Here is a 16,684-nt window from a genome sequence, read left to right as displayed (position 1 = left end):
CGTCGTCATCCGCAGCGGGTGGGTTTGCGCTAACCCCGCCCGGTCTCGTCCTGCAGCTTGTCGATCAACTCCGACGCCTCGGCTTTGGTCAGATCTTCAGGAACTTCCTCGTCGGCTTCCTGCGCCAGGGTGTTCAGGTAGCTTTCTTGCGGACCGGTGATGGGCTCTCCGCCGGTGACCCACTTCTCGGGGTCCTTCTCGGGATTCTGGGTGACCTGCTCTTTTTCGCTCATACGTTCGTATTCACCGGTTGCCCGCATCCCAAACCCGTTCATTCACGGGAATGACTTCATTGACTGTTCAAGGACTGCGCCTCGAAAATCAAACCTGACACCCCTTTTTTCCGTCAGGAGCAATCGAATGACACGCAAGACCCTGTTGGCCCGCGTCGGCCTCGGCGGGATCGTTCTCGCCGCAGCCATGATGACCACACCCGCCGTCGCGGCAGCAGATCCGATCACGGATTTCCTGTGCAACACCGGATCGGCACAGTTCTGCCCGGCGCCGCTTCTGCCGCCGCCGCCTGCGCCTCCCGCACCCCCGGCACCTCCCGCACCGCCTGCACCCCCGGCACCTCAGGCCGCCCCAGCGCCGGCCCCCGCACCGAGCACGTTCCAGTACAAGAACTGCACCGAAGCCCGCAACGCGGGTGCAGCGCCCGTCCGTCGCGGTGACTACGGCTACGGCCCGCACCTCGATCGAGACTCCGACGGCATCGGCTGCGAGTAGGCCCCTCGAGTTCGCACTTGTGCAGGCCGGTGAGCCGATTTCGTCAGCACAAGTGCGAACTCGGTACCGTCATCCCGTGAGACGACGGCAGCAACCCCCGTTGCCGAAGAGACACGGTCTCGATCCGGCCCGGGTTCGCATGCCCGAGGACGGCGAATGGGCCACGATCGTCGACTTCGTCCTCGCCCGTGAGACAAGGATCCCAGCAGAACGCGTCGACGAGATGTTCGCCGGGGGCGAGATCGTCGACATGAACGGTCCCGTGGCTGCGAATGCGCCGTACGTTCCGGGCGAGGCGGTGTGGTTTCACCGCGACCTGCCGGACGAACCGCCTGTCCCGTTCGATATCACCGTTGTCCATCGCGACGAGACGCTTCTCGTCGTCGACAAGCCGCACTTTCTGTCGACCATTCCGCGCGGCGGCCATGTTCTGCAGAGCGCACTGGTCCGGTTGCGCCGTGATCTCGACCTCCCGGCTCTCGTTCCCGCGCACAGACTCGATCGCGTGACTGCCGGATTGGTGCTGTTCGTCGTCGACCCTGCCTCTCGCGGCGCGTACCAGTCGCTGTTTCAGGACCGAAAGGTCAACAAGGAATACGAGGCGATCGCGCCGTACTCGAACCTGGAGTTTCCACTCACTCTACGAAGCCGAATCGTCAAGGAGAGGGGCGACTTCGAGGCACGGGAGGTCGACGGCGAACCGAACGCCGAGACTGTCGTGGAGCTTCTGGAGGTTCGAGACGGCCTGGGCCGGTATCGACTTCACCCACGGACCGGTCGGACACATCAACTCCGGCTGCACATGAACTCCCTCGGCGTCCCGATACTCGGCGACGACCTCTATCCCGAGCCCACCGACAGGCCGCTCGACGACTTCACCGCACCTCTCCAGCTTCTCGCATCGGCAATGGAGTTCACGGACCCGATATCAGGTGACGTGCGCCGATTCGACACACGTCGAACCTTGGAGAGATGGGTTACGACGACTGCGCCCGCCGGTGCAGCGACGCCCAGTAGATCGCCAGAACCGCTGCACTGATTCCGAACGCGAGCCACGTCAGCCCGGCGGCGGCAGGGCCCGTGACGAAGAATCCGAGGACGAGCGCGACCGCTGCATTGACGATGAGCAGCACTGCAGCCCAGGCCAATCCGAGAAATACCCGGACCGGGGCAGCCTTGATCGTCCGAGTGACCGCATGCACTGGTCCGGCCGCCGCAGCCGCCAGCACCGGCAGCGAGATCACGGCAACAACAAGGGCCAGAACCGGATTCAGTATGCCCGCGAGAATTCCGCAGAACACCGCAACAATCGTGACCAGCAGCAAACGGAGAGTGAGCCGGTTGTCGTCGACGATCCCGAACGTCGACCAGACCAACAGAATCAGCACCGACGCCGACGCCACTACTCGTAACGAGAATGCCCATGACTGCGTCGGGATCGGATCGCCGACCACCAACAGAGCCTGAATCACCGCACCCACCAGAATGATCGACGCACAGACCAGAAAGCGTTTCACGATGCACCGACCGTCCCGTTGCGTTCGAGGACGGTCTGCACATCCCCCGAGTAGACGGTCTCGGTGCCGACGACCAACTCGAACGTACTCTCGTCCTCGGATGTCGATGTTGCCGTGATGGTCTCGTCGTTCACCGTCTGACCCGTGCATCGCAGCTCGAGTCCGTCTCCGGAACACACGGGGGCCACCAGGATGTCCACGCCCTTCTCGAGCAGTACGTCGTTGACGGCGTAGCGCATGTCGGCGATACCAGCTCCGCCCACGGGAGCAAGGGCGTCGACCTGGGAGCATCCACCGAGAGCCAGTATCAGAACAACACCTGCGACGAGGCGCCTCACCGCGTGGCCCGCTGTTGGTATGCGAGCAGTCGGGCGTGCTCGCCCAGATGCTGCTGTTCGAGTGATGCGTCGGTGACGGTCTCCATGTCGAAGGGCGCGGGCAGCAGGAGCTCGGTGTTGCGATCCAAAGCCGATCCTCGTCTCATCAAGGGGTTCTCGGCCCAATCATTGGCCGCCAGTTCGCGGCTCTGCGATGCAAGATCCAGGTAACCACCGGAACCGCCGGGCGTGATCGGTGACGCGTGGTCGAGCACCGTGGTGAACAGTGACAGCGTTCCGTCGCGGTTGTCGACGATCTCGACCGTCTGCTGTTGCTGCGGAAAATCGATGCACGACGCGGTCGTGATCTCCCAGAATCCATGATCGGCGCCTCGATGCGCGAGGATCTGGTTCTGATGGGTATGGCCGTTGAGCCACCCGATCACCACCGGATACGTCAAGAGGAGGTCCACGAATTCCTCTGCCCCGTAGAGTCTGGTGTTCACTCCTGGGCGTTGCGCTCGGTTCTCCAGGGTCAGACTGTTGTGATGCGTGAGGATCAGCACGAGCTTCTTCTCTGCCTGCGCTCTCTCCAATTGGCCTCGGAGCCAGTCGAACTGGTCCTCCGGCACCGCCCCATCGGCACCGGCGACCGCGTTGCACGTGTCGAGGCCGAAAGCACGAACGTGGGGCGTCATATCCGTCGACCACCAGGTTTGGCCCGTATCCAGATTGTGCTGGGTGAATCCGTGCCCGATCGGACCTGGCGTGTCGGTGGTGTCGAAGTGCTCGGCCATGAACTCGCGCTGCTCGAACAGATAGCGCTGCGGATCGGCTGTGACACTGCGCAATCCTGGCCGCGTTCCTGCTTGCACGCCTACGGCGTCGATCATTCTCTGCAGCGGACTGGCCGTCGATGCGTACCCGGCGAGTGCCGTCGACGCCGTCCCTTCGAAGGTGTATGCCTTCTCTCCTCCTACGGCAAGCGAACGCAGTTGCGACGAGACGTCGAACGTGCCGAGCAGAAGGGTGTCATGATTGCCGTACACCGCGTACCACGGCACTGGCAGACCCACCGACTCGACAGGTCGGGCGATCGCATCACCCAGCAACCGGGGAAGCGTCGGGAATCCGTAGTCGCCGAACGATCCTCCCGACGGGTCGCCCGGTCGATAGGCCCACTGCGCGTCGCGCCAGGCCTGGACGCCCTCGAACACCGTCGGCGATCCACTGTTCGGCGTGACCGGGGACCCGTCGAGAACATCGATGTACCAACGCAGTTCGAGATGCGAGTGCATGTCCGCACTGTCCCCGGTGACCGTCGCAGCACCGAGAGGCGCGCCGGTGACCGGGCTGATGGTGTTGTCGGCGAAGGACTTGACCATCGCAGCGGTCACGTGGACTGTCAGAGGATCCTGCGGGTGAAACGCCGAACCCCACGTCGCGTGGTCCTGAACGATCATCGGTTCGATGCGAGCCGGCGATTGAGCGTCGATGACATGCATGTCCGACAGGTGGCCGAGATACAGAATCGACCTCCGAGCCTGCACCCTGGCCTCGGCGGGCGCCCGTCGCAGAATGTCCAGGCGTGGCAGATGTTCCTCCCCCGGGCCCGCCCGCAACGTCCGATACGAGTGCGCATCACCCGCAGCGCGCAGAATCGTTCCCGTCAGTGTCGACGGCGCTGCAACGGTAGGAGTCTGCGCCATCGCCACGCGGCTCCCCAACAGGGCAGGCGTGACACCCCACAACGCGGCCAACGCGGCCGTCCGACTCATGAACTGACGACGAGACAATCCTGGCATCGAACTCCTCGATCTTGGCTAGCGGAAGAATATAACCAGCGATCGAAGTTCGGGGAACCCAGCCAGCTCGTGGCTCCCTCGCGGTGTGTCCTATGTAGGATCGCAACGAGCCTCGTCTCACCACCTCGGAATATTCAACGAGAACTCCCCAAGCGGCTTCGAACCAGCACAGGCTTGCCGAAGCGTCCCGCGATCGGCGGGCTGTACTGCCGGCCGCAAGGATCGGGCGAGGGTGAGCGCCTGGACAACAGCGTGTCTTTGTCCAGCATCACGGCGTCGTAGGGGTGCATCTCGGCTCTCACGATCGCACGGGCAACCGTGAGTGCTTCGCACAGGAACTCAACGGGAGATGAAATAGATGACCGAGACCGACCAAGGGGGGCGTGTGCCTTTACATTACGCAGCCCTCGACGGCGAGACCGAAGAAGTGAAAAGACTTCTGGGAGAAACGAACGATCCTGATCCGCGTGATCTGGAGGGCTGGACGCCCCTGCTGTTCGCATCTCGTGCGGCCTATACCGACATCGTTGCCCTTCTCCTCGACGCCGGCGCAAGGGTGGATGCATTCACCGACAAGGGCTACCCCGCGCTCTACTGGGCTATCGTCGGCTCGGGCAAGGATCCCATCGGCACCATTCGATTGCTGCGCAGCCGTGGCGCGGATCCCACGGCAAAAACGATGAAGGGCTACTTCGGGTTGAAGAGCCCTATCGATCACCTCCACCGAGTCGAGTATCCCGAGGACATCCGTGCCGAATTCGCAGACCTACTATGAGCGCCCATACGGACGTCACCGCAGATGGTGATCTTCAGTCGATTCTCGCAGCCGTCCACCGATTAGTGGGTGTGCACTGGGGCAGCGGACGTCGTAGAACTCACCGTCGAGGCCGCTCGCGTTCACCGACCCCTGACGGGACCGTCAGCATTCACCGCACCCGATTGAGACGTTGACCCACTTCAGGCAGCTCCGCCCCTCCGCCGACGGCGAACCAGAAAGTCGAGTATCGAAGCGGGCCCTTTGACCTCGATCTTTCTTCGGGCTGATGTGGTGGCCTGGTCTGCCGATCCGCCACACCGACCCGAGGACCGACAAACCGTGGAAAAGCTGGGAAGACCGAACCAACTCCTCACCGACCCGTCGAGGTCGGTCGGTAGATGCCCGGACAGGTACGCAATGCCCTCGTCGACGACAACGAAGTCGGCAGGGATGTCAGCGTCGGGAGGAAGGGACTAGCACGCCGGCAAAGGCAGACCCCCGGAACGACAGCCGGTGATCGAGAAGTTGCGATGAAAGCGTCACTGATCCCCTCAAAATTTGGCGTGATGGACTCACCAACCTTGAGCACAGACAGTTCGCTGCCCGACGAACCATCAGCAGGTCACAATGGACGGATGGACCGAACATTTCCGGAGGCGCTCCCCGACATCGCATCGGTCGCCGCGGTGCTGGGCGACCCATCGAGAGCGGCGATGTGCGCTGCTCTGATGAACGGCCTGGTGTGGACAGCCACGGAACTGACCACCTATGCCGCGCTCGGAGCACCGACGGTGTCCAAACATCTAGACAAACTCATCGCAGCAGGTGTCGTCGACGAGGTGCGGCAAGGCCGCCACCGCTATCTACGAGTCGCCGGCGACGAGGTTGCGCACGTCATCGAGAGCTTGGGCGTCATCGCCCCAGGGCCGGTCGCATCGACACCGTCGCTGCGCGTCTCCAAACGCAACGATCAAGTCCGGGCTGGGCGAACCTGCTACAAACACTTCGCCGGCCAGTTCGGAGTCGGCCTGACCGAACAACTCCATCGTCGCGGCCATCTCGGCCCCGATTGGCAACTCACCGACGACGGCAACACACTACTGAGTTCCTGGGGAATGTGCGATGCCTCCACGCACCCGGCGATGCCCTGCATGGACTCCACCGAACGACGTTTCCATCTCGCCGGCGAACTCGGGAAACGACTGTGCACCTTGCTGTTCGACAACGGATGGGTTCACCGCATCGGGACATCACGCGCCGTGAGACTCTCGCCGCGTGGTCAGCAACAGCTCGCCAGCGCTGGGTTGACTCCGCTGACGGTGCCGGAGCAGACCGCGAATGCCGGATGAGGCCATCGACTTTCGAGCAAGCGCGATCCCTTCCACCAGCTGACTGCAAATGTCGGCCGATCACCGGTCGTCTGCAGACAGGGCCGGGTCCGTACGACCTTGAACCCGTCCGATTGATGTACACGACTGCCAGGATGTGACCGTGATTGAAACCAGCTCAGCAGCCTCCAACCCTCATGATCGCCCGCTTCGCCGAGGGGCTCTCCGAGCAGATGGTCATCGAGGAGAACGGGCGGCCGGTGGCGGCACTGATTCCGGTGGAATATCTCCTTCGACTTTGTGAGTACGACCAACAGGCACTCGATTCGGAAGACACTTCTACTTCGAGCTCGACCAACGGCTACATCTAGCAGGCATCGAGCACACGGTGACAGAGCTTGACGCGTTCGCCAAATCCTTCGAGCCACGCGAAGATCGAAAGTCTTCATGACCGGCCGCGCCGTCGTTCAAAGCGGTGTGAATTCTACCTGACTTCGGCGTGTTAGCCTGCTGCCGGCATGGCGCTAGTCCGATCGTGCCGATGGAATCGCTGGGGGGCGAGAAGTGGGCGAACTGCTGGCAGTCGATCTCGAGGAGCTTCGCGCGCTCGGCAGAACACTCGCCGATACGGCAAGCACAATCAACGGAATCAGCGTCACGGCGACGGTCATGATGCCGGGCTCGCCCGTTGCCGCGGACTCCGAGCAGAGCACGAGGTCGACGGCGGAGGCTTATTCGCGCACCGCCACCAATCTCGACGAGATGTCGGCAACGTGTGAGTGGAGCGCGACGAGCTACGAGGACGTCGACGAGGCGTTCAGTTCTCAGTTGACGCGCTACGACGCCGGCGTCCCGGGGTGACCGCCATCGACGATGTGATGGTCTACGGGTCTCCCGGCCTTGGTACCGGCCATGACTTCGTCGACAGCAGTCTCGACAAGCTCACCATCGCAACGGGGCACGCGAACGAGATGACCGCGCACGACGATCCCGTCGCGCACATGAACCGCTTCGGCTGGAGTCCCGGATACATGTCCGAGTTCACCCACCTCGACACCGATGCGACGACCACCGCCGACGGAGTAGCGCGCCAAGGCGCGACCGGGCACAGCGAGTACCCGAGGTCGGGCGACAACGGCGAATTGCGTACCTCCGGTTACAACACAGCCGTCGTCATCGCCGGTCTGGCTGATGTGCCCGGCCTGCTCGTCCCGGGCAACTCGGCAGTCGAGACCGGCGGCATCGATCTTTTGAACCAACTCACAGAGCTGGGGCGATGATGCGAGAGAGAAAACCGACCGACACACGACCACGACGGTGGTCGGCGGCAATTGCCGTCGTCGCAGTCCTCACGTTGACAGGATGTGGATCAGGCGTGCTCGACGATCCGTACGAAAAGCCCAGCCCCACAGTAACGGCGGACTCAGCCGCGATCCTGAAGACGTTGCCGTCGCTCGAAGACACCGAGGTGCAGCTCGAGAGTGCCGTGGTGCAGATCGGAGCATTCGTGGACACCCTGATGCCCGGCATGGGGTGGACCTGGATACGCGAGCGAAGTGTCGGCGGCTGCGGCCGGCCGTTCGATGGGACCGACGGTGACGATGTCCAACTGAAGAACTATGTGTCGGAGGGGCCAATCCCGGATGCAGTATGGCCGCAGGTGTTCGAGTTCGCCACACGTGTCGCCACGGCTGCGGGCGCGACCAAGGTTCAGACATTCCACGACGATCCGGACAACCACGAAGTCCGCTTCTACAGCCCGGAACGAACGGCCATCTTCATCGGCAGCCGAGGAGCTGTCATCTCTGCGAACACGGGATGTCGTCTGCCCCAGGCGAAGATGTCGGGGGCACAGGCTCCGCAGCCTGCTGTTGCGCCGAACCCATGATCGTCTGCGCGTCGAGGGAGTCCAGGTGACAGTGTCGAGCAGTGAATTCGACGAGTTGGGCGCGAAAGTGCAACGCGCACAATCGATCGTGCGCGAAATTCGTGGTATCGGCAGGGTTGGTGGTATCGCCGTCGAGGTTGACGCCGAGAACCGACTCGTCGCACTACATCATCCGGATGCCGACATCATCGTGGCTGCCTATCGAGCTGCGCTACTCGACAAGCAACCGCAGTTGGACGAGGCGATGCGGGATGTTCTCAGCGACCCCGATGCCCAGGCAGTGACCTCGTTCGTCGATACCTACGCCGCCCGCACACAGGCTGAACCGGCGCACCCGGCGCAGACTCTCGAGGACGACGACATGTACTTCGAAAGCATCCGACAGGACCCGCTCGGACGGAATCGGTGAACAGCAACTAATTTGGTGGAGCCCACATCTCACAGTGTGCGTCGGCCACGTGTTGGGCTGCCTGCTCGGCCGCTCCGAAGCAGGGTCGAATCCTCCTGCGAGAAGAAGCCCTGGTTATGTGAGTCCATCGTCAGCTGTGGACGCCGAGATCGCAGGACTGCCTACGACGACTACGGACCGCATCGATTCGACGCAAGCTACTGCGTGGTTGGCGACGGGACGGATCGAGGCAATCTCGAAGTCCTGTGCGCAGACTGTGTCGAGTGGGGCTGGACAACCGACGACGAAGCCGAACTGAATGTGTCATACCGGCATGTGGCCAGACGCTTCGATATCAGGGGCGGTTTGTCGAAACCGCCCCTGATATGCAGCGGAAGCGGAGGGATTTGAACCCCCGGACGCTTTTACACGTCTCTCGCTTTCAAGGCGAGTGCATTGGGCCGCTCTGCCACGCTTCCGTTGGAAATAGTAAACGCCTCGCCGACGGAGGGGCCATTCACCCCTTCGTTTCGGACTTGGTCATCGCGGCATCGACCTTCTCGAAAATGTCACCGAGAACCGCGAGCTGCTGCGGTGTCAGCAGATCGACCAGATGCTTGCGCACGCTGACGACGTGCGTGGGAGCCGCATCGGCGAGGCGCCTCCGACCCTCTTCGGTGATGACGGCGAGGACGCCCCTGCCGTCGTCGACGCACGTGTCGCGGCCGACCATACCGTCGGCCTCCATCCTGCGGATCTGGTGTGTGAGCCTGCTTCGTGAGGACAGCACACCGTCGGCCAGATCGCTCATACGCAGCGACCCGTCCGCGGACTCGGAGAGCATCACCAGGATGCGATACTCCGCCATCGTCAAGTCGTGCCCGTCCTGCAAATCCTTGTTGAGTACCCCCATCAGTCGTTGGGCGCCGTCGACATAGGCGCGCCACGCTCTCATTTCCGCAGCATCGAGCCACTGCGGGTCCCCCCCTGGACCAAAGGATTGTTCGGCCGTCACCGGGCCATATTACTCAACCGTCCTACTGTTGAGTAGCTCGCCACCTGCGATGTCCGATTCGGGTGGACGCATAGTGTCTAGGAATGTCCGAACCTCATGTCGATCCCCCGTACGTGGCCGCCGCCGATCGCTACGAGTCGATGCAGTATCGGCGCATCGGTCGAAGCGGGCTGAAGCTTCCCGCGATCTCGCTGGGCCTGTGGCACAATTTCGGCGACGATACGCCGCTGGCGACGGGGCGCGCGGTGCTGCGTCGCGCGTTCGACCTCGGTATCACCCACTTCGACCTGGCCAACAACTACGGTCCGCCGTACGGCAGCGCCGAGAAGAACTTCGGCAGAATCCTGCGGGAGGACTTCGCCGGATACCGCGACGAGCTGATCATCTCCAGCAAGGCAGGGTGGGACATGTGGCCCGGCCCGTACGGGTTCGGTGGGTCGCGCAAGTACCTGCTGTCCTCGCTCGACCAATCGCTGCAGCGGATGGGTCTCGATTACGTCGACATCTTCTACAGCCACCGCCCCGACCACGACACACCGCTCGACGAGACGGCAGGCGCGCTGATCAGCGCAGTGCAGCAGGGCAAGGCACAGTACGTCGGGATCAGCTCGTACACCCCCGGCAACACCGCGAAGATGGCAGACATTCTGAGCGCAGCAGGCGTTCCACTGCTGATCCATCAGCCCAGCTATTCGCTGGTGAACCGATGGATCGAAGAGGGCCTGCTCGACACGCTGGAGAAGGTGGGCGCAGGCACGATCGCGTTCTCGCCTCTCGCGCAGGGAATGTTGACCGACAAGTACCTGTCCGGCATTCCCGAGGGTTCACGCGCCGCGCAGGGGAAGTCTCTGAATCCGGAGTGGTTCACCGAGGATCATGTCGCGGAACTGACCGCCCTGAACGAGATTGCGTCCTCGCGGGGCCAGTCACTCGCTCAGATGGCGTTGAGCTGGGCACTGCGTGACCCGCGCGTCACCTCGGTGCTCGTCGGCGCATCGAGCGTGACTCAGCTGGAGAACAACGTCGGCGCGCTGGACAACCTCGAGTTCAGCGCGGACGAGCTGACGAAGATCGATCGGCACGCCAAGGATTTCGGGATAAATCTCTGGGATGTCTAGCAGCGTCGCTGCCGGTGCGTGGAAGGTTAGGGCAGAGGGTTACCTCCGACAGTAACTCTCCGCGCACGGGCGGCGAAGCCGCCTAGGGTGGTGACATGCACGCAATCACCCTGACCGAGTTCGGGTCTCCCGACGTCATGCAGTGGACCGAAGTACCCGATCCGCGCCCAGCACACGGTGAGGTCATCGTCGACGTCGCTGCCACCGCCGTCAACCGCGCCGATCTGATGCAGCGCCAAGGGTTCTATCCCCCGCCGCCCGGCGCCAGCGACATTCTCGGTCTCGAATGCTCCGGCATCATCGCCGAACTCGGCGACGGGGTGCACGGCTGGAAGGTCGGCGATCGAGTGTGCGCCCTCCTCGCAGGCGGCGGTTACGCCGAACAGGTCGCAGTGCCGTCGACACAGCTCCTTCCGATTCCCGGAGCCCTCGATCTCCATGCGGCAGCAGCACTTCCGGAGGTCGCATCGACGGTGTGGTCGAACCTCGTCATGTACGGCGGCATGCGGTCCGGCCAGACCGTGCTGCTGCACGGCGGTGGCAGCGGAATCGGCACGCACGCAATACAGGTCGCGAAGGCTCTCGGCGCAACGGTCGCCGTGACGGCCGGATCGCAATCCAAACTCGACTTCTGCGGCTCGCTCGGCGCCGACATCCTGATCAACTACAAGGAGCAGGACTTCGTCGAAGCGCTACCGGGCGGCGCCGACCTCATTCTCGACAACATGGGCGCAAAGTACTTGGAGCGCAACGTGAATGCGCTGGCGATGGACGGCACCCTCATCACCATCGGCATGCAGGGCGGGGTCAAGGGCGAGCTCGACTTCGGCGCACTACTGGCCAAACGCGGAACCGTCCACGCCGCCGGGTTGCGCGGACGTCCCGTCACCGGACGGTCGAGCAAGGCCGACATCGTCGCCGACATGACCACACGCCTGTGGCCGATGATCGAAGAGGGCCGCGTCGGACCCGTCGTACATGCCGAGATCCCGATAACCGATGCCGCAGAAGGACATCGCCTGCTCGACGCGGATGCGATCGGCAAGGTCGTCCTGCGGGTCACCTGATCTGCCACACGCATCAGGCGAGGGTGGAGAGTGCCTTCACCAATTGGTCTATCTCGTGACGCGTCGTGTACGGGGCGAGACCGATGGTGACGGCGCCTCCCTCGTCGTTCACACCGAGGGCGTCGAGCAACCGAGAACCGCTGTGAATTCCGCTGACGGTTCCGATGCGGTTCTGCGCGAGGTGTTCGGCAACCTTCTCCGCCGCCGTGTCGGAGACGGTGAAGCTGAGGGTCGGGATCCGGCTCGGGGCATCGCCGAGCACCATGACGTGGTCGAGTTTGCCGAGCGCGCGCATCAGATAGTCGAACAACCGATCGTGGTAATCCTGCAGCGAGCCGATGGACTGCTCCAACCGCTCGCGACGTGTACCCGTGGCGGCCTCGTCGAGATTGGACAGGTAGTCGATCGAGGACACGACTCCCGCCAGCAGCGCGTACTGATGCCCGCTGACCTCGAGCCGCTCGGCACCTTTGGCGAACGGATTGAGCGACATCGACGGAATCCGGTCGAGTAGTCCTGGATCGCGGAACACGAGCGCCCCGACCTGCGGTCCACCCCACGCGGACGCGTTGACCGCGACGACGTCGGCGGCGAGTTCGTTGATGTCGACGTGCGCGTACGGCGCAGCACCTGCGGCATCGACGACGATGAGCCCACCGACGGCGTGCACACGATCGGACGCGACGCGAACATCGGGAGCCGAGCCCACGATCGGCGACGCAGCGGTCACGGCGACGAGGCGGGTGGTGGAGGTGATCAGTTCCTCGAACTGCCAGCTGGGAAGCTCACACGTGTCGATCTCGACCTCGGCCCAGCGGACCTGTGCGCCGTATCGGTTGGCTATGCGCAGCCACGGCGCGACATTCGCTTCCTCGTCGAGCCTGGAGAGCACCAGGCCCGTCCCCAGACCCAACCGAGACGACAGCGACTCGGCGAGCCACGCGAGCATCGTCGCGCGGTCGGGGCCGAGCACGACTCCGGCCGGATCTCCGCCGACGAGGTCGGCGATGGCCTGCCGTGCGGCGTCGAGAAGCCCCGCGCTGCGTCGCGACGACATATGGCCGGAAGTGTGAGTTGGCGCACTACCGCGAAACGCTGTGGACACTGCGGTCGACACACGATCGGGGATCTGCATCCCGTTCTGTGGATCGAGGTGGATCCAACCGTCGCCCAACGAGGGAATGGACCCTCTTACCCGTGCGACGTCGTACCCCATGCCGGACACTCTAAGCGCCGATTTCGTGAGCGTGTATTCCACATCCCGTATTCATCCGGACGGCACTGCTGTCTAGCACGCTGTACTTACCTCCTACGGACCCACGAACGGGATCTTCGCCCCGCGATTCTTCATCTCCGAACCCGACTCACGAACAGGATAATCGGCCCCGCTCGTCGCGCAATCCCGCACAACGCGCAAGGATGGCGGTATGACGCAATCGGACTCGTTCCACAATCTCGACGCCGGTGACCACGTCGTCGTGATCGGCCCGAACGGACAGCCTCTCGCACTGAGCCGCGAAGAGGCAACCGCCGCGGCAGCCCGCGCCGCGGACACCGAAGGCCAGGAGAACGCCGAACCACCGCTGTCGGAGATGGTCGAGCAGCCCGCGAAGGTCATGCGCATCGGCACCATGATCAAGCAACTTCTCGAAGAAGTGCGCGCCGCACCGCTCGACGACGCGAGCCGCACCCGGCTCAAAGACATCCACCAGTCGTCGATCCGCGAACTCGAACAGGGCCTCGCGCCCGAGCTGCGCGACGAGCTCGAACGCCTGGCACTTCCGTTCGGCGAGGACTCGATCCCCTCGGACGCAGAACTCCGCATCGCGCAAGCGCAGTTGGTCGGCTGGCTCGAAGGTCTGTTCCACGGAATTCAGACGGCACTGTTCGCGCAGCAGATGGCAGCTCGGGCTCAGCTCGAGCAGATGCGTCAGGGCGCCCTCCCGCCCGGAGTGAGCATCAACCCGGCCGGCGCAGGCCCCGGTAGTGGCAGCGGTACCGGTCAGTACCTGTAGTTGCGGAAGCGACCCCCGAGATGCGGGTAAGGTCGACCGTCGTGTCGGCCCCAGCGAAGAACCCCGCGAGCGAAGCAGGAGAGCGCGTGCCCGTTCCCGTTTCGGACTCGCAGACCCTCAAACGCGCCTTCGGTGATCTCAAGACGGGCTTCAGCCAGCGTGAGCTGTGGTTGCATCTCGGTTGGCAGGACATCAAGCAGCGCTACCGCAGGTCGGTGATCGGGCCGTTCTGGATCACGATCGCGACCGGAGTTCAGGCCATCGCGATGGGCTTGCTGTACTCGGTTCTGCTCGACGTCGATCTGCACACCTTCCTTCCGCACGTCACCGTCGGTCTCATCATCTGGGGCATGATCAGCGCCTCGATTCTCGAGGGTGCCGACGTCTTCGTGGCCAACGAAGGCCTGATCAAGCAGCTGCCGAGCGCCTTGAGTGTGCACATCTATCGGCTGGTGTGGCGTCAGCTTCTGCTGCTCGGTCACAACTTGCTGATCTACGTGATCATCATCGCTGTTTTCTGGCCACCGAACGGTTTCCACTGGTCCGATCTGTCGGCCATTCCGGCGCTCGCGTTGATCGCGCTCAACGCCGTGTGGGTGTCGATTCTGTTCGGCATCGTCGCCACGCGGTACCGCGACATCGCCCCGATTCTGGACAGCCTGGTCACTCTGCTGTTCTTCATGACGCCGATCGTGTGGACCACCGCAGGCCTCGAAGCGATGGGCGGCGGGGCTGCCGAGCGCGCGAAGCTCGTCGAGATCAATCCGCTGTTCCACTACCTCGACATCATTCGCGCACCGATGCTCGGCGAAGCGCAGCAGATGTACCACTGGTACATCGTCATCGCGTTCACCGTTGTCGGTTGGGCACTCGCCATCTTCGCGCTCAAGAAGTACCGGGCCCGCGTGCCCTACTGGGTTTAGGGGCTCATCTCATGTCAGTCAGCATCACCACACACGACGCGTGCGTCGATTTCCCGATCTTCGACGCCAAGACCCGCTCGCTGAAGAAGGCCTTCCTCGGCAAGGCGGGCGGAGCGATCGACCGCACCAGCTCCGACGTCGTCATCGTCGAAGCACTCCGGGACATCACGATGAACCTGAAGGACGGCGATCGCGTCGGACTCGTCGGACACAACGGTGCGGGCAAGTCGACGCTCCTGCGTCTGCTGTCGGGCATCTACGAGCCGACGCGTGGCAGTGCCCAGGTTCGCGGCCGCGTTGCGCCGGTGTTCGATCTGGGCGTCGGCATGGACCCGGAGATCTCGGGTTACGAGAACATCATCATCCGCGGGCTTTTTCTCGGGCAGACACGCAAGCAGATGCTCGCGAAGATGGACGAGATCGCCGATTTCACCGAGCTCGGCGATTACCTCGACATGCCGCTGCGCACGTACTCGACCGGCATGCGCGTGCGCGTCGCGATGGGTGTCGTCACCAGCATCGACCCGGAGATCCTTCTCCTCGACGAGGGCATCGGAGCCGTCGACGCGGAGTTCATGAAGAAGGCACGCATTCGGTTGCAGGAGCTGGTCAAGCGCTCGGGCATCCTCGTCTTCGCCAGCCACTCGAACGAGTTTCTCGCGCAGCTGTGCGATCGCGCGATGTGGATCGACCACGGCAGGATCCGTCAGGAAGGCGGGATCGAGGAGGTCGTGCGCGCCTACGAGGGCGACGACGCGGGCGATCACGTCGCGACGATTCTGAAGGAACTGGAACGCGACGCGGGAGTGGAGCCTGCGGAACGGCCAAGGGATGGCAGTGGTGAATGACACGATCGTCGGGGTGATCGTGACGCACAAGCGTCGTGAACTCCTGGCCCAGTCGCTCGACGTCATCACGCATCAGACCCGGCCGCTCGATCACCTCGTCGTCGTCGACAACGCGCACGAGGACGACGTGCGAGAGCTCGTCGAATCCGCCGATGTCCCGACGACATATCTTGGGTCTCGTCACAATCTCGGTGGCGCAGGCGGATTCGCTCTCGGCATTCTCTACGCCCTCTCGCTCGGCGCGGACTGGGTTTTCCTGGCCGACGACGACGGCCGGCCCGAGGGCCCCGACGTACTACGGACTCTGTACGACTGCGCGCTGAAGCACGGTCTCGACGAGGTCTCCCCCGTCGTGTGCGACATCGACGATCCCGATCGACTCGCGTTCCCGCTGCGGCGCGGCGTCGAATGGCGTCGACTGCGCTCGGAGCTGATCGATCCGCGCAATCCCGACGACGATCTGCTCGAGGGCATCGCGTCGTTGTTCAACGGTGCGCTGTTCAAGGCGTCGACGATCGATGCGGTCGGGGTTCCGGACCTGCGGCTGTTCGTGCGCGGCGACGAGGTCGAGGTGCATCGACGGTTGCAGCGTTCGGGCCTGAAATTCGGTACCTGCCTGACGACGGCGTACGTGCATCCCAACGGCGCCGAGGAGTTCAAGCCGATCCTCGGCGGCCGAATGCACACCCAGTATCCGGACGACGCGACCAAGAGATACTTCACCTACCGCAACCGCGGATACCTCATGTCGCAGCCGGGAATGCGAAAGCTTCTGCCGCAGGAGTGGATTCGGTTCACCTGGTTCTTCCTTGTGACCACTCACAATCCCAAGGGGCTAGCCGAGTGGGTTCGTCTCCGCAAGCTCGGCCGTCGGGAACATTTTCGCCGCTGAGGTCCCGAGCCTCCGGCTCCAAGGTCCCGAGCCTCCGGCTCCAAGGTCACCGAGCCTCCGGCTCCAAGGTCACCGAG

The 16,684-nt window shown here is 63.5% G+C and carries 21 protein-coding genes and 1 tRNA gene; 15 read left to right on the top strand and 7 right to left on the bottom strand.

Going from position 1 to position 16,684, the window contains the following annotated elements; genetic code table 11:
• Positions 1-29: 29 nt before the first annotated feature.
• Positions 30-233: a DUF3072 domain-containing protein gene (locus RY1_RS21395; RefSeq protein WP_072806067.1), complete on the bottom strand. Its 204-nt coding sequence runs from the start codon at positions 231-233 to the stop codon at positions 30-32.
• 127 nt (positions 234-360) lie between these two features.
• Between RY1_RS21395 and RY1_RS21390 the strand changes: the two genes are divergently transcribed.
• Both RY1_RS21390 and RY1_RS21385 read left to right on the top strand, forming a co-directional pair.
• The gene (locus tag RY1_RS21390; RefSeq protein WP_072806066.1) at positions 361-729 is read left to right on the top strand and encodes an excalibur calcium-binding domain-containing protein; all 369 of its coding nucleotides are present in this window, start codon (positions 361-363) and stop codon (positions 727-729) included.
• Positions 730-805: 76 nt separating this feature from the next.
• Positions 806-1,768 carry a pseudouridine synthase gene (locus RY1_RS21385; RefSeq protein ID WP_072806065.1) on the top strand — a complete coding sequence of 321 codons (963 nt, stop codon included), beginning with the start codon at positions 806-808 and terminating at the stop codon, positions 1,766-1,768.
• Here RY1_RS21385 and RY1_RS21380 read toward each other — a convergent pair.
• Genes RY1_RS21380 through RY1_RS21370 form a run of 3 tightly spaced genes read right to left on the bottom strand, consistent with a single transcriptional unit; the run spans position 1,707 to position 4,368 of the window.
• Positions 1,707-2,246, bottom strand: coding sequence for a hypothetical protein (locus tag RY1_RS21380; protein WP_072806064.1), 540 nt, complete (start codon positions 2,244-2,246; stop codon positions 1,707-1,709). The two genes, RY1_RS21385 and RY1_RS21380, sit on opposite strands and share 62 nt — an antisense overlap.
• A complete protein-coding gene (locus RY1_RS21375) occupies positions 2,243-2,584 on the bottom strand; it encodes a hypothetical protein (protein ID WP_072806063.1) in 342 nt (113 codons plus the stop codon). The genes RY1_RS21380 and RY1_RS21375 overlap by 4 nt, the downstream gene beginning before the upstream one ends.
• The gene (locus RY1_RS21370; protein WP_072806062.1) at positions 2,581-4,368 is read right to left on the bottom strand and encodes a TIGR03767 family metallophosphoesterase; all 1,788 of its coding nucleotides are present in this window, start codon (positions 4,366-4,368) and stop codon (positions 2,581-2,583) included. Before RY1_RS21370 ends, RY1_RS21375 begins: the two co-directional genes overlap by 4 nt.
• Positions 4,369-4,753: 385 nt before the next feature.
• On the opposite strand from RY1_RS21370, the gene RY1_RS21365 reads away from it, so the two are divergent.
• The 7 genes from RY1_RS21365 to RY1_RS21340 all read left to right on the top strand — a co-directional run bounded on the left by RY1_RS21365 (position 4,754) and on the right by RY1_RS21340 (position 8,750).
• The gene (locus RY1_RS21365; protein WP_169914776.1) at positions 4,754-5,143 is read left to right on the top strand and encodes an ankyrin repeat domain-containing protein; all 390 of its coding nucleotides are present in this window, start codon (positions 4,754-4,756) and stop codon (positions 5,141-5,143) included.
• 617 nt (positions 5,144-5,760) lie between these two features.
• The gene (locus tag RY1_RS21360; protein WP_072806060.1) at positions 5,761-6,474 is read left to right on the top strand and encodes an ArsR/SmtB family transcription factor; all 714 of its coding nucleotides are present in this window, start codon (positions 5,761-5,763) and stop codon (positions 6,472-6,474) included.
• Positions 6,475-6,650: 176 nt separating this feature from the next.
• Positions 6,651-6,824 carry a hypothetical protein gene (locus tag RY1_RS30015; RefSeq protein ID WP_156376401.1) on the top strand — a complete coding sequence of 58 codons (174 nt, stop codon included), beginning with the start codon at positions 6,651-6,653 and terminating at the stop codon, positions 6,822-6,824.
• Between the two features lie 193 nt (positions 6,825-7,017).
• Positions 7,018-7,314: a hypothetical protein gene (locus RY1_RS21355; RefSeq protein ID WP_072806059.1), complete on the top strand. Its 297-nt coding sequence runs from the start codon at positions 7,018-7,020 to the stop codon at positions 7,312-7,314.
• Positions 7,311-7,733 (top strand): hypothetical protein, encoded by a 423-nt coding sequence (locus tag RY1_RS21350; RefSeq protein ID WP_245819838.1) that lies wholly within the window; start codon positions 7,311-7,313, stop codon positions 7,731-7,733. The genes RY1_RS21355 and RY1_RS21350 overlap by 4 nt, the downstream gene beginning before the upstream one ends.
• On the top strand, positions 7,730-8,341 hold the full coding sequence (locus RY1_RS21345) for an LppA family lipoprotein (protein ID WP_245819836.1): 612 nt from the start codon (positions 7,730-7,732) through the stop codon (positions 8,339-8,341). Before RY1_RS21350 ends, RY1_RS21345 begins: the two co-directional genes overlap by 4 nt.
• A gap of 25 nt (positions 8,342-8,366) precedes the next feature.
• On the top strand, positions 8,367-8,750 hold the full coding sequence (locus RY1_RS21340) for a hypothetical protein (protein ID WP_245819834.1): 384 nt from the start codon (positions 8,367-8,369) through the stop codon (positions 8,748-8,750).
• 371 nt (positions 8,751-9,121) lie between these two features.
• Here RY1_RS21340 and RY1_RS21335 read toward each other — a convergent pair.
• Positions 9,122-9,208 (bottom strand) — tRNA-Ser (locus tag RY1_RS21335).
• 38 nt (positions 9,209-9,246) lie between these two features.
• On the bottom strand, positions 9,247-9,684 hold the full coding sequence (locus RY1_RS21330) for a MarR family winged helix-turn-helix transcriptional regulator (protein WP_072806057.1): 438 nt from the start codon (positions 9,682-9,684) through the stop codon (positions 9,247-9,249).
• A 143-nt stretch (positions 9,685-9,827) separates the two neighbouring features.
• Between RY1_RS21330 and mgrA the strand changes: the two genes are divergently transcribed.
• Positions 9,828-10,862 carry an L-glyceraldehyde 3-phosphate reductase gene (gene mgrA / locus RY1_RS21325; RefSeq protein WP_072806056.1) on the top strand — a complete coding sequence of 345 codons (1,035 nt, stop codon included), beginning with the start codon at positions 9,828-9,830 and terminating at the stop codon, positions 10,860-10,862.
• Between the two features lie 95 nt (positions 10,863-10,957).
• On the top strand, positions 10,958-11,929 hold the full coding sequence (locus tag RY1_RS21320; protein WP_072806055.1) for an NAD(P)H-quinone oxidoreductase: 972 nt from the start codon (positions 10,958-10,960) through the stop codon (positions 11,927-11,929).
• Between the two features lie 13 nt (positions 11,930-11,942).
• On the opposite strand, the gene RY1_RS21315 is transcribed toward RY1_RS21320, so the two are convergent.
• Entirely contained in the window at positions 11,943-13,145 is a 1,203-nt protein-coding gene (locus RY1_RS21315; RefSeq protein ID WP_072806054.1) for a cysteine desulfurase-like protein, read from the bottom strand.
• Positions 13,146-13,356: 211 nt separating this feature from the next.
• Here RY1_RS21315 and RY1_RS21310 point away from each other — a divergent pair, with 211 nt between their 5' ends.
• From RY1_RS21310 to glfT1, 4 genes are read left to right on the top strand one after another with little or no spacing between them, the layout of a single operon-like run.
• Entirely contained in the window at positions 13,357-13,944 is a 588-nt protein-coding gene (locus tag RY1_RS21310) for a bacterial proteasome activator family protein (protein ID WP_072806053.1), read from the top strand.
• A gap of 41 nt (positions 13,945-13,985) precedes the next feature.
• Positions 13,986-14,867, top strand: coding sequence for a galactan export ABC transporter permease subunit Wzm/RfbD (wzm, locus tag RY1_RS21305; RefSeq protein ID WP_072806052.1), 882 nt, complete (start codon positions 13,986-13,988; stop codon positions 14,865-14,867).
• Between the two features lie 11 nt (positions 14,868-14,878).
• Positions 14,879-15,715, top strand: coding sequence for a galactan export ABC transporter ATP-binding subunit Wzt/RfbE (wzt, locus tag RY1_RS21300; protein WP_072806051.1), 837 nt, complete (start codon positions 14,879-14,881; stop codon positions 15,713-15,715).
• The gene (gene glfT1, locus RY1_RS21295; protein WP_072806050.1) at positions 15,699-16,607 is read left to right on the top strand and encodes a galactofuranosyltransferase GlfT1; all 909 of its coding nucleotides are present in this window, start codon (positions 15,699-15,701) and stop codon (positions 16,605-16,607) included. Before wzt ends, glfT1 begins: the two co-directional genes overlap by 17 nt.
• Positions 16,608-16,684 lie beyond the last annotated feature (77 nt).

Origin of the sequence: Rhodococcus yunnanensis NBRC 103083, from assembly GCF_001895005.1 — a bacterium.
GTDB lineage: Bacteria > Actinomycetota > Actinomycetes > Mycobacteriales > Mycobacteriaceae > Rhodococcoides > Rhodococcoides yunnanense.
This window is presented reverse-complemented; position numbering and strand designations above follow the sequence as displayed.

Excerpts from the sequence above, each read along its gene's own strand:
- glfT1 (WP_072806050.1), top strand. The coding sequence starts at position 15,699 with ATGGCAGTGGTGAATGACACGATCGTCGGGGTGATCGTGACGCACAAG.
- RY1_RS21330 (WP_072806057.1), bottom strand. The coding sequence starts at position 9,684 with ATGAGAGCGTGGCGCGCCTATGTCGACGGCGCCCAACGACTGATGGGG.
- mgrA (WP_072806056.1), top strand. The coding sequence starts at position 9,828 with ATGTCCGAACCTCATGTCGATCCCCCGTACGTGGCCGCCGCCGATCGC.
- RY1_RS30015 (WP_156376401.1), top strand. The coding sequence starts at position 6,651 with ATGATCGCCCGCTTCGCCGAGGGGCTCTCCGAGCAGATGGTCATCGAG.
- RY1_RS21390 (WP_072806066.1), top strand. The coding sequence starts at position 361 with ATGACACGCAAGACCCTGTTGGCCCGCGTCGGCCTCGGCGGGATCGTT.
- RY1_RS21360 (WP_072806060.1), top strand. The coding sequence starts at position 5,761 with ATGGACCGAACATTTCCGGAGGCGCTCCCCGACATCGCATCGGTCGCC.
- RY1_RS21310 (WP_072806053.1), top strand. The coding sequence starts at position 13,357 with ATGACGCAATCGGACTCGTTCCACAATCTCGACGCCGGTGACCACGTC.
- RY1_RS21345 (WP_245819836.1), top strand. The coding sequence starts at position 7,730 with ATGATGCGAGAGAGAAAACCGACCGACACACGACCACGACGGTGGTCG.
- RY1_RS21315 (WP_072806054.1), bottom strand. The coding sequence starts at position 13,145 with ATGGGGTACGACGTCGCACGGGTAAGAGGGTCCATTCCCTCGTTGGGC.
- wzt (WP_072806051.1), top strand. The coding sequence starts at position 14,879 with ATGTCAGTCAGCATCACCACACACGACGCGTGCGTCGATTTCCCGATC.
- RY1_RS21370 (WP_072806062.1), bottom strand. The coding sequence starts at position 4,368 with ATGCCAGGATTGTCTCGTCGTCAGTTCATGAGTCGGACGGCCGCGTTG.
- RY1_RS21320 (WP_072806055.1), top strand. The coding sequence starts at position 10,958 with ATGCACGCAATCACCCTGACCGAGTTCGGGTCTCCCGACGTCATGCAG.
- RY1_RS21395 (WP_072806067.1), bottom strand. The coding sequence starts at position 233 with ATGAGCGAAAAAGAGCAGGTCACCCAGAATCCCGAGAAGGACCCCGAG.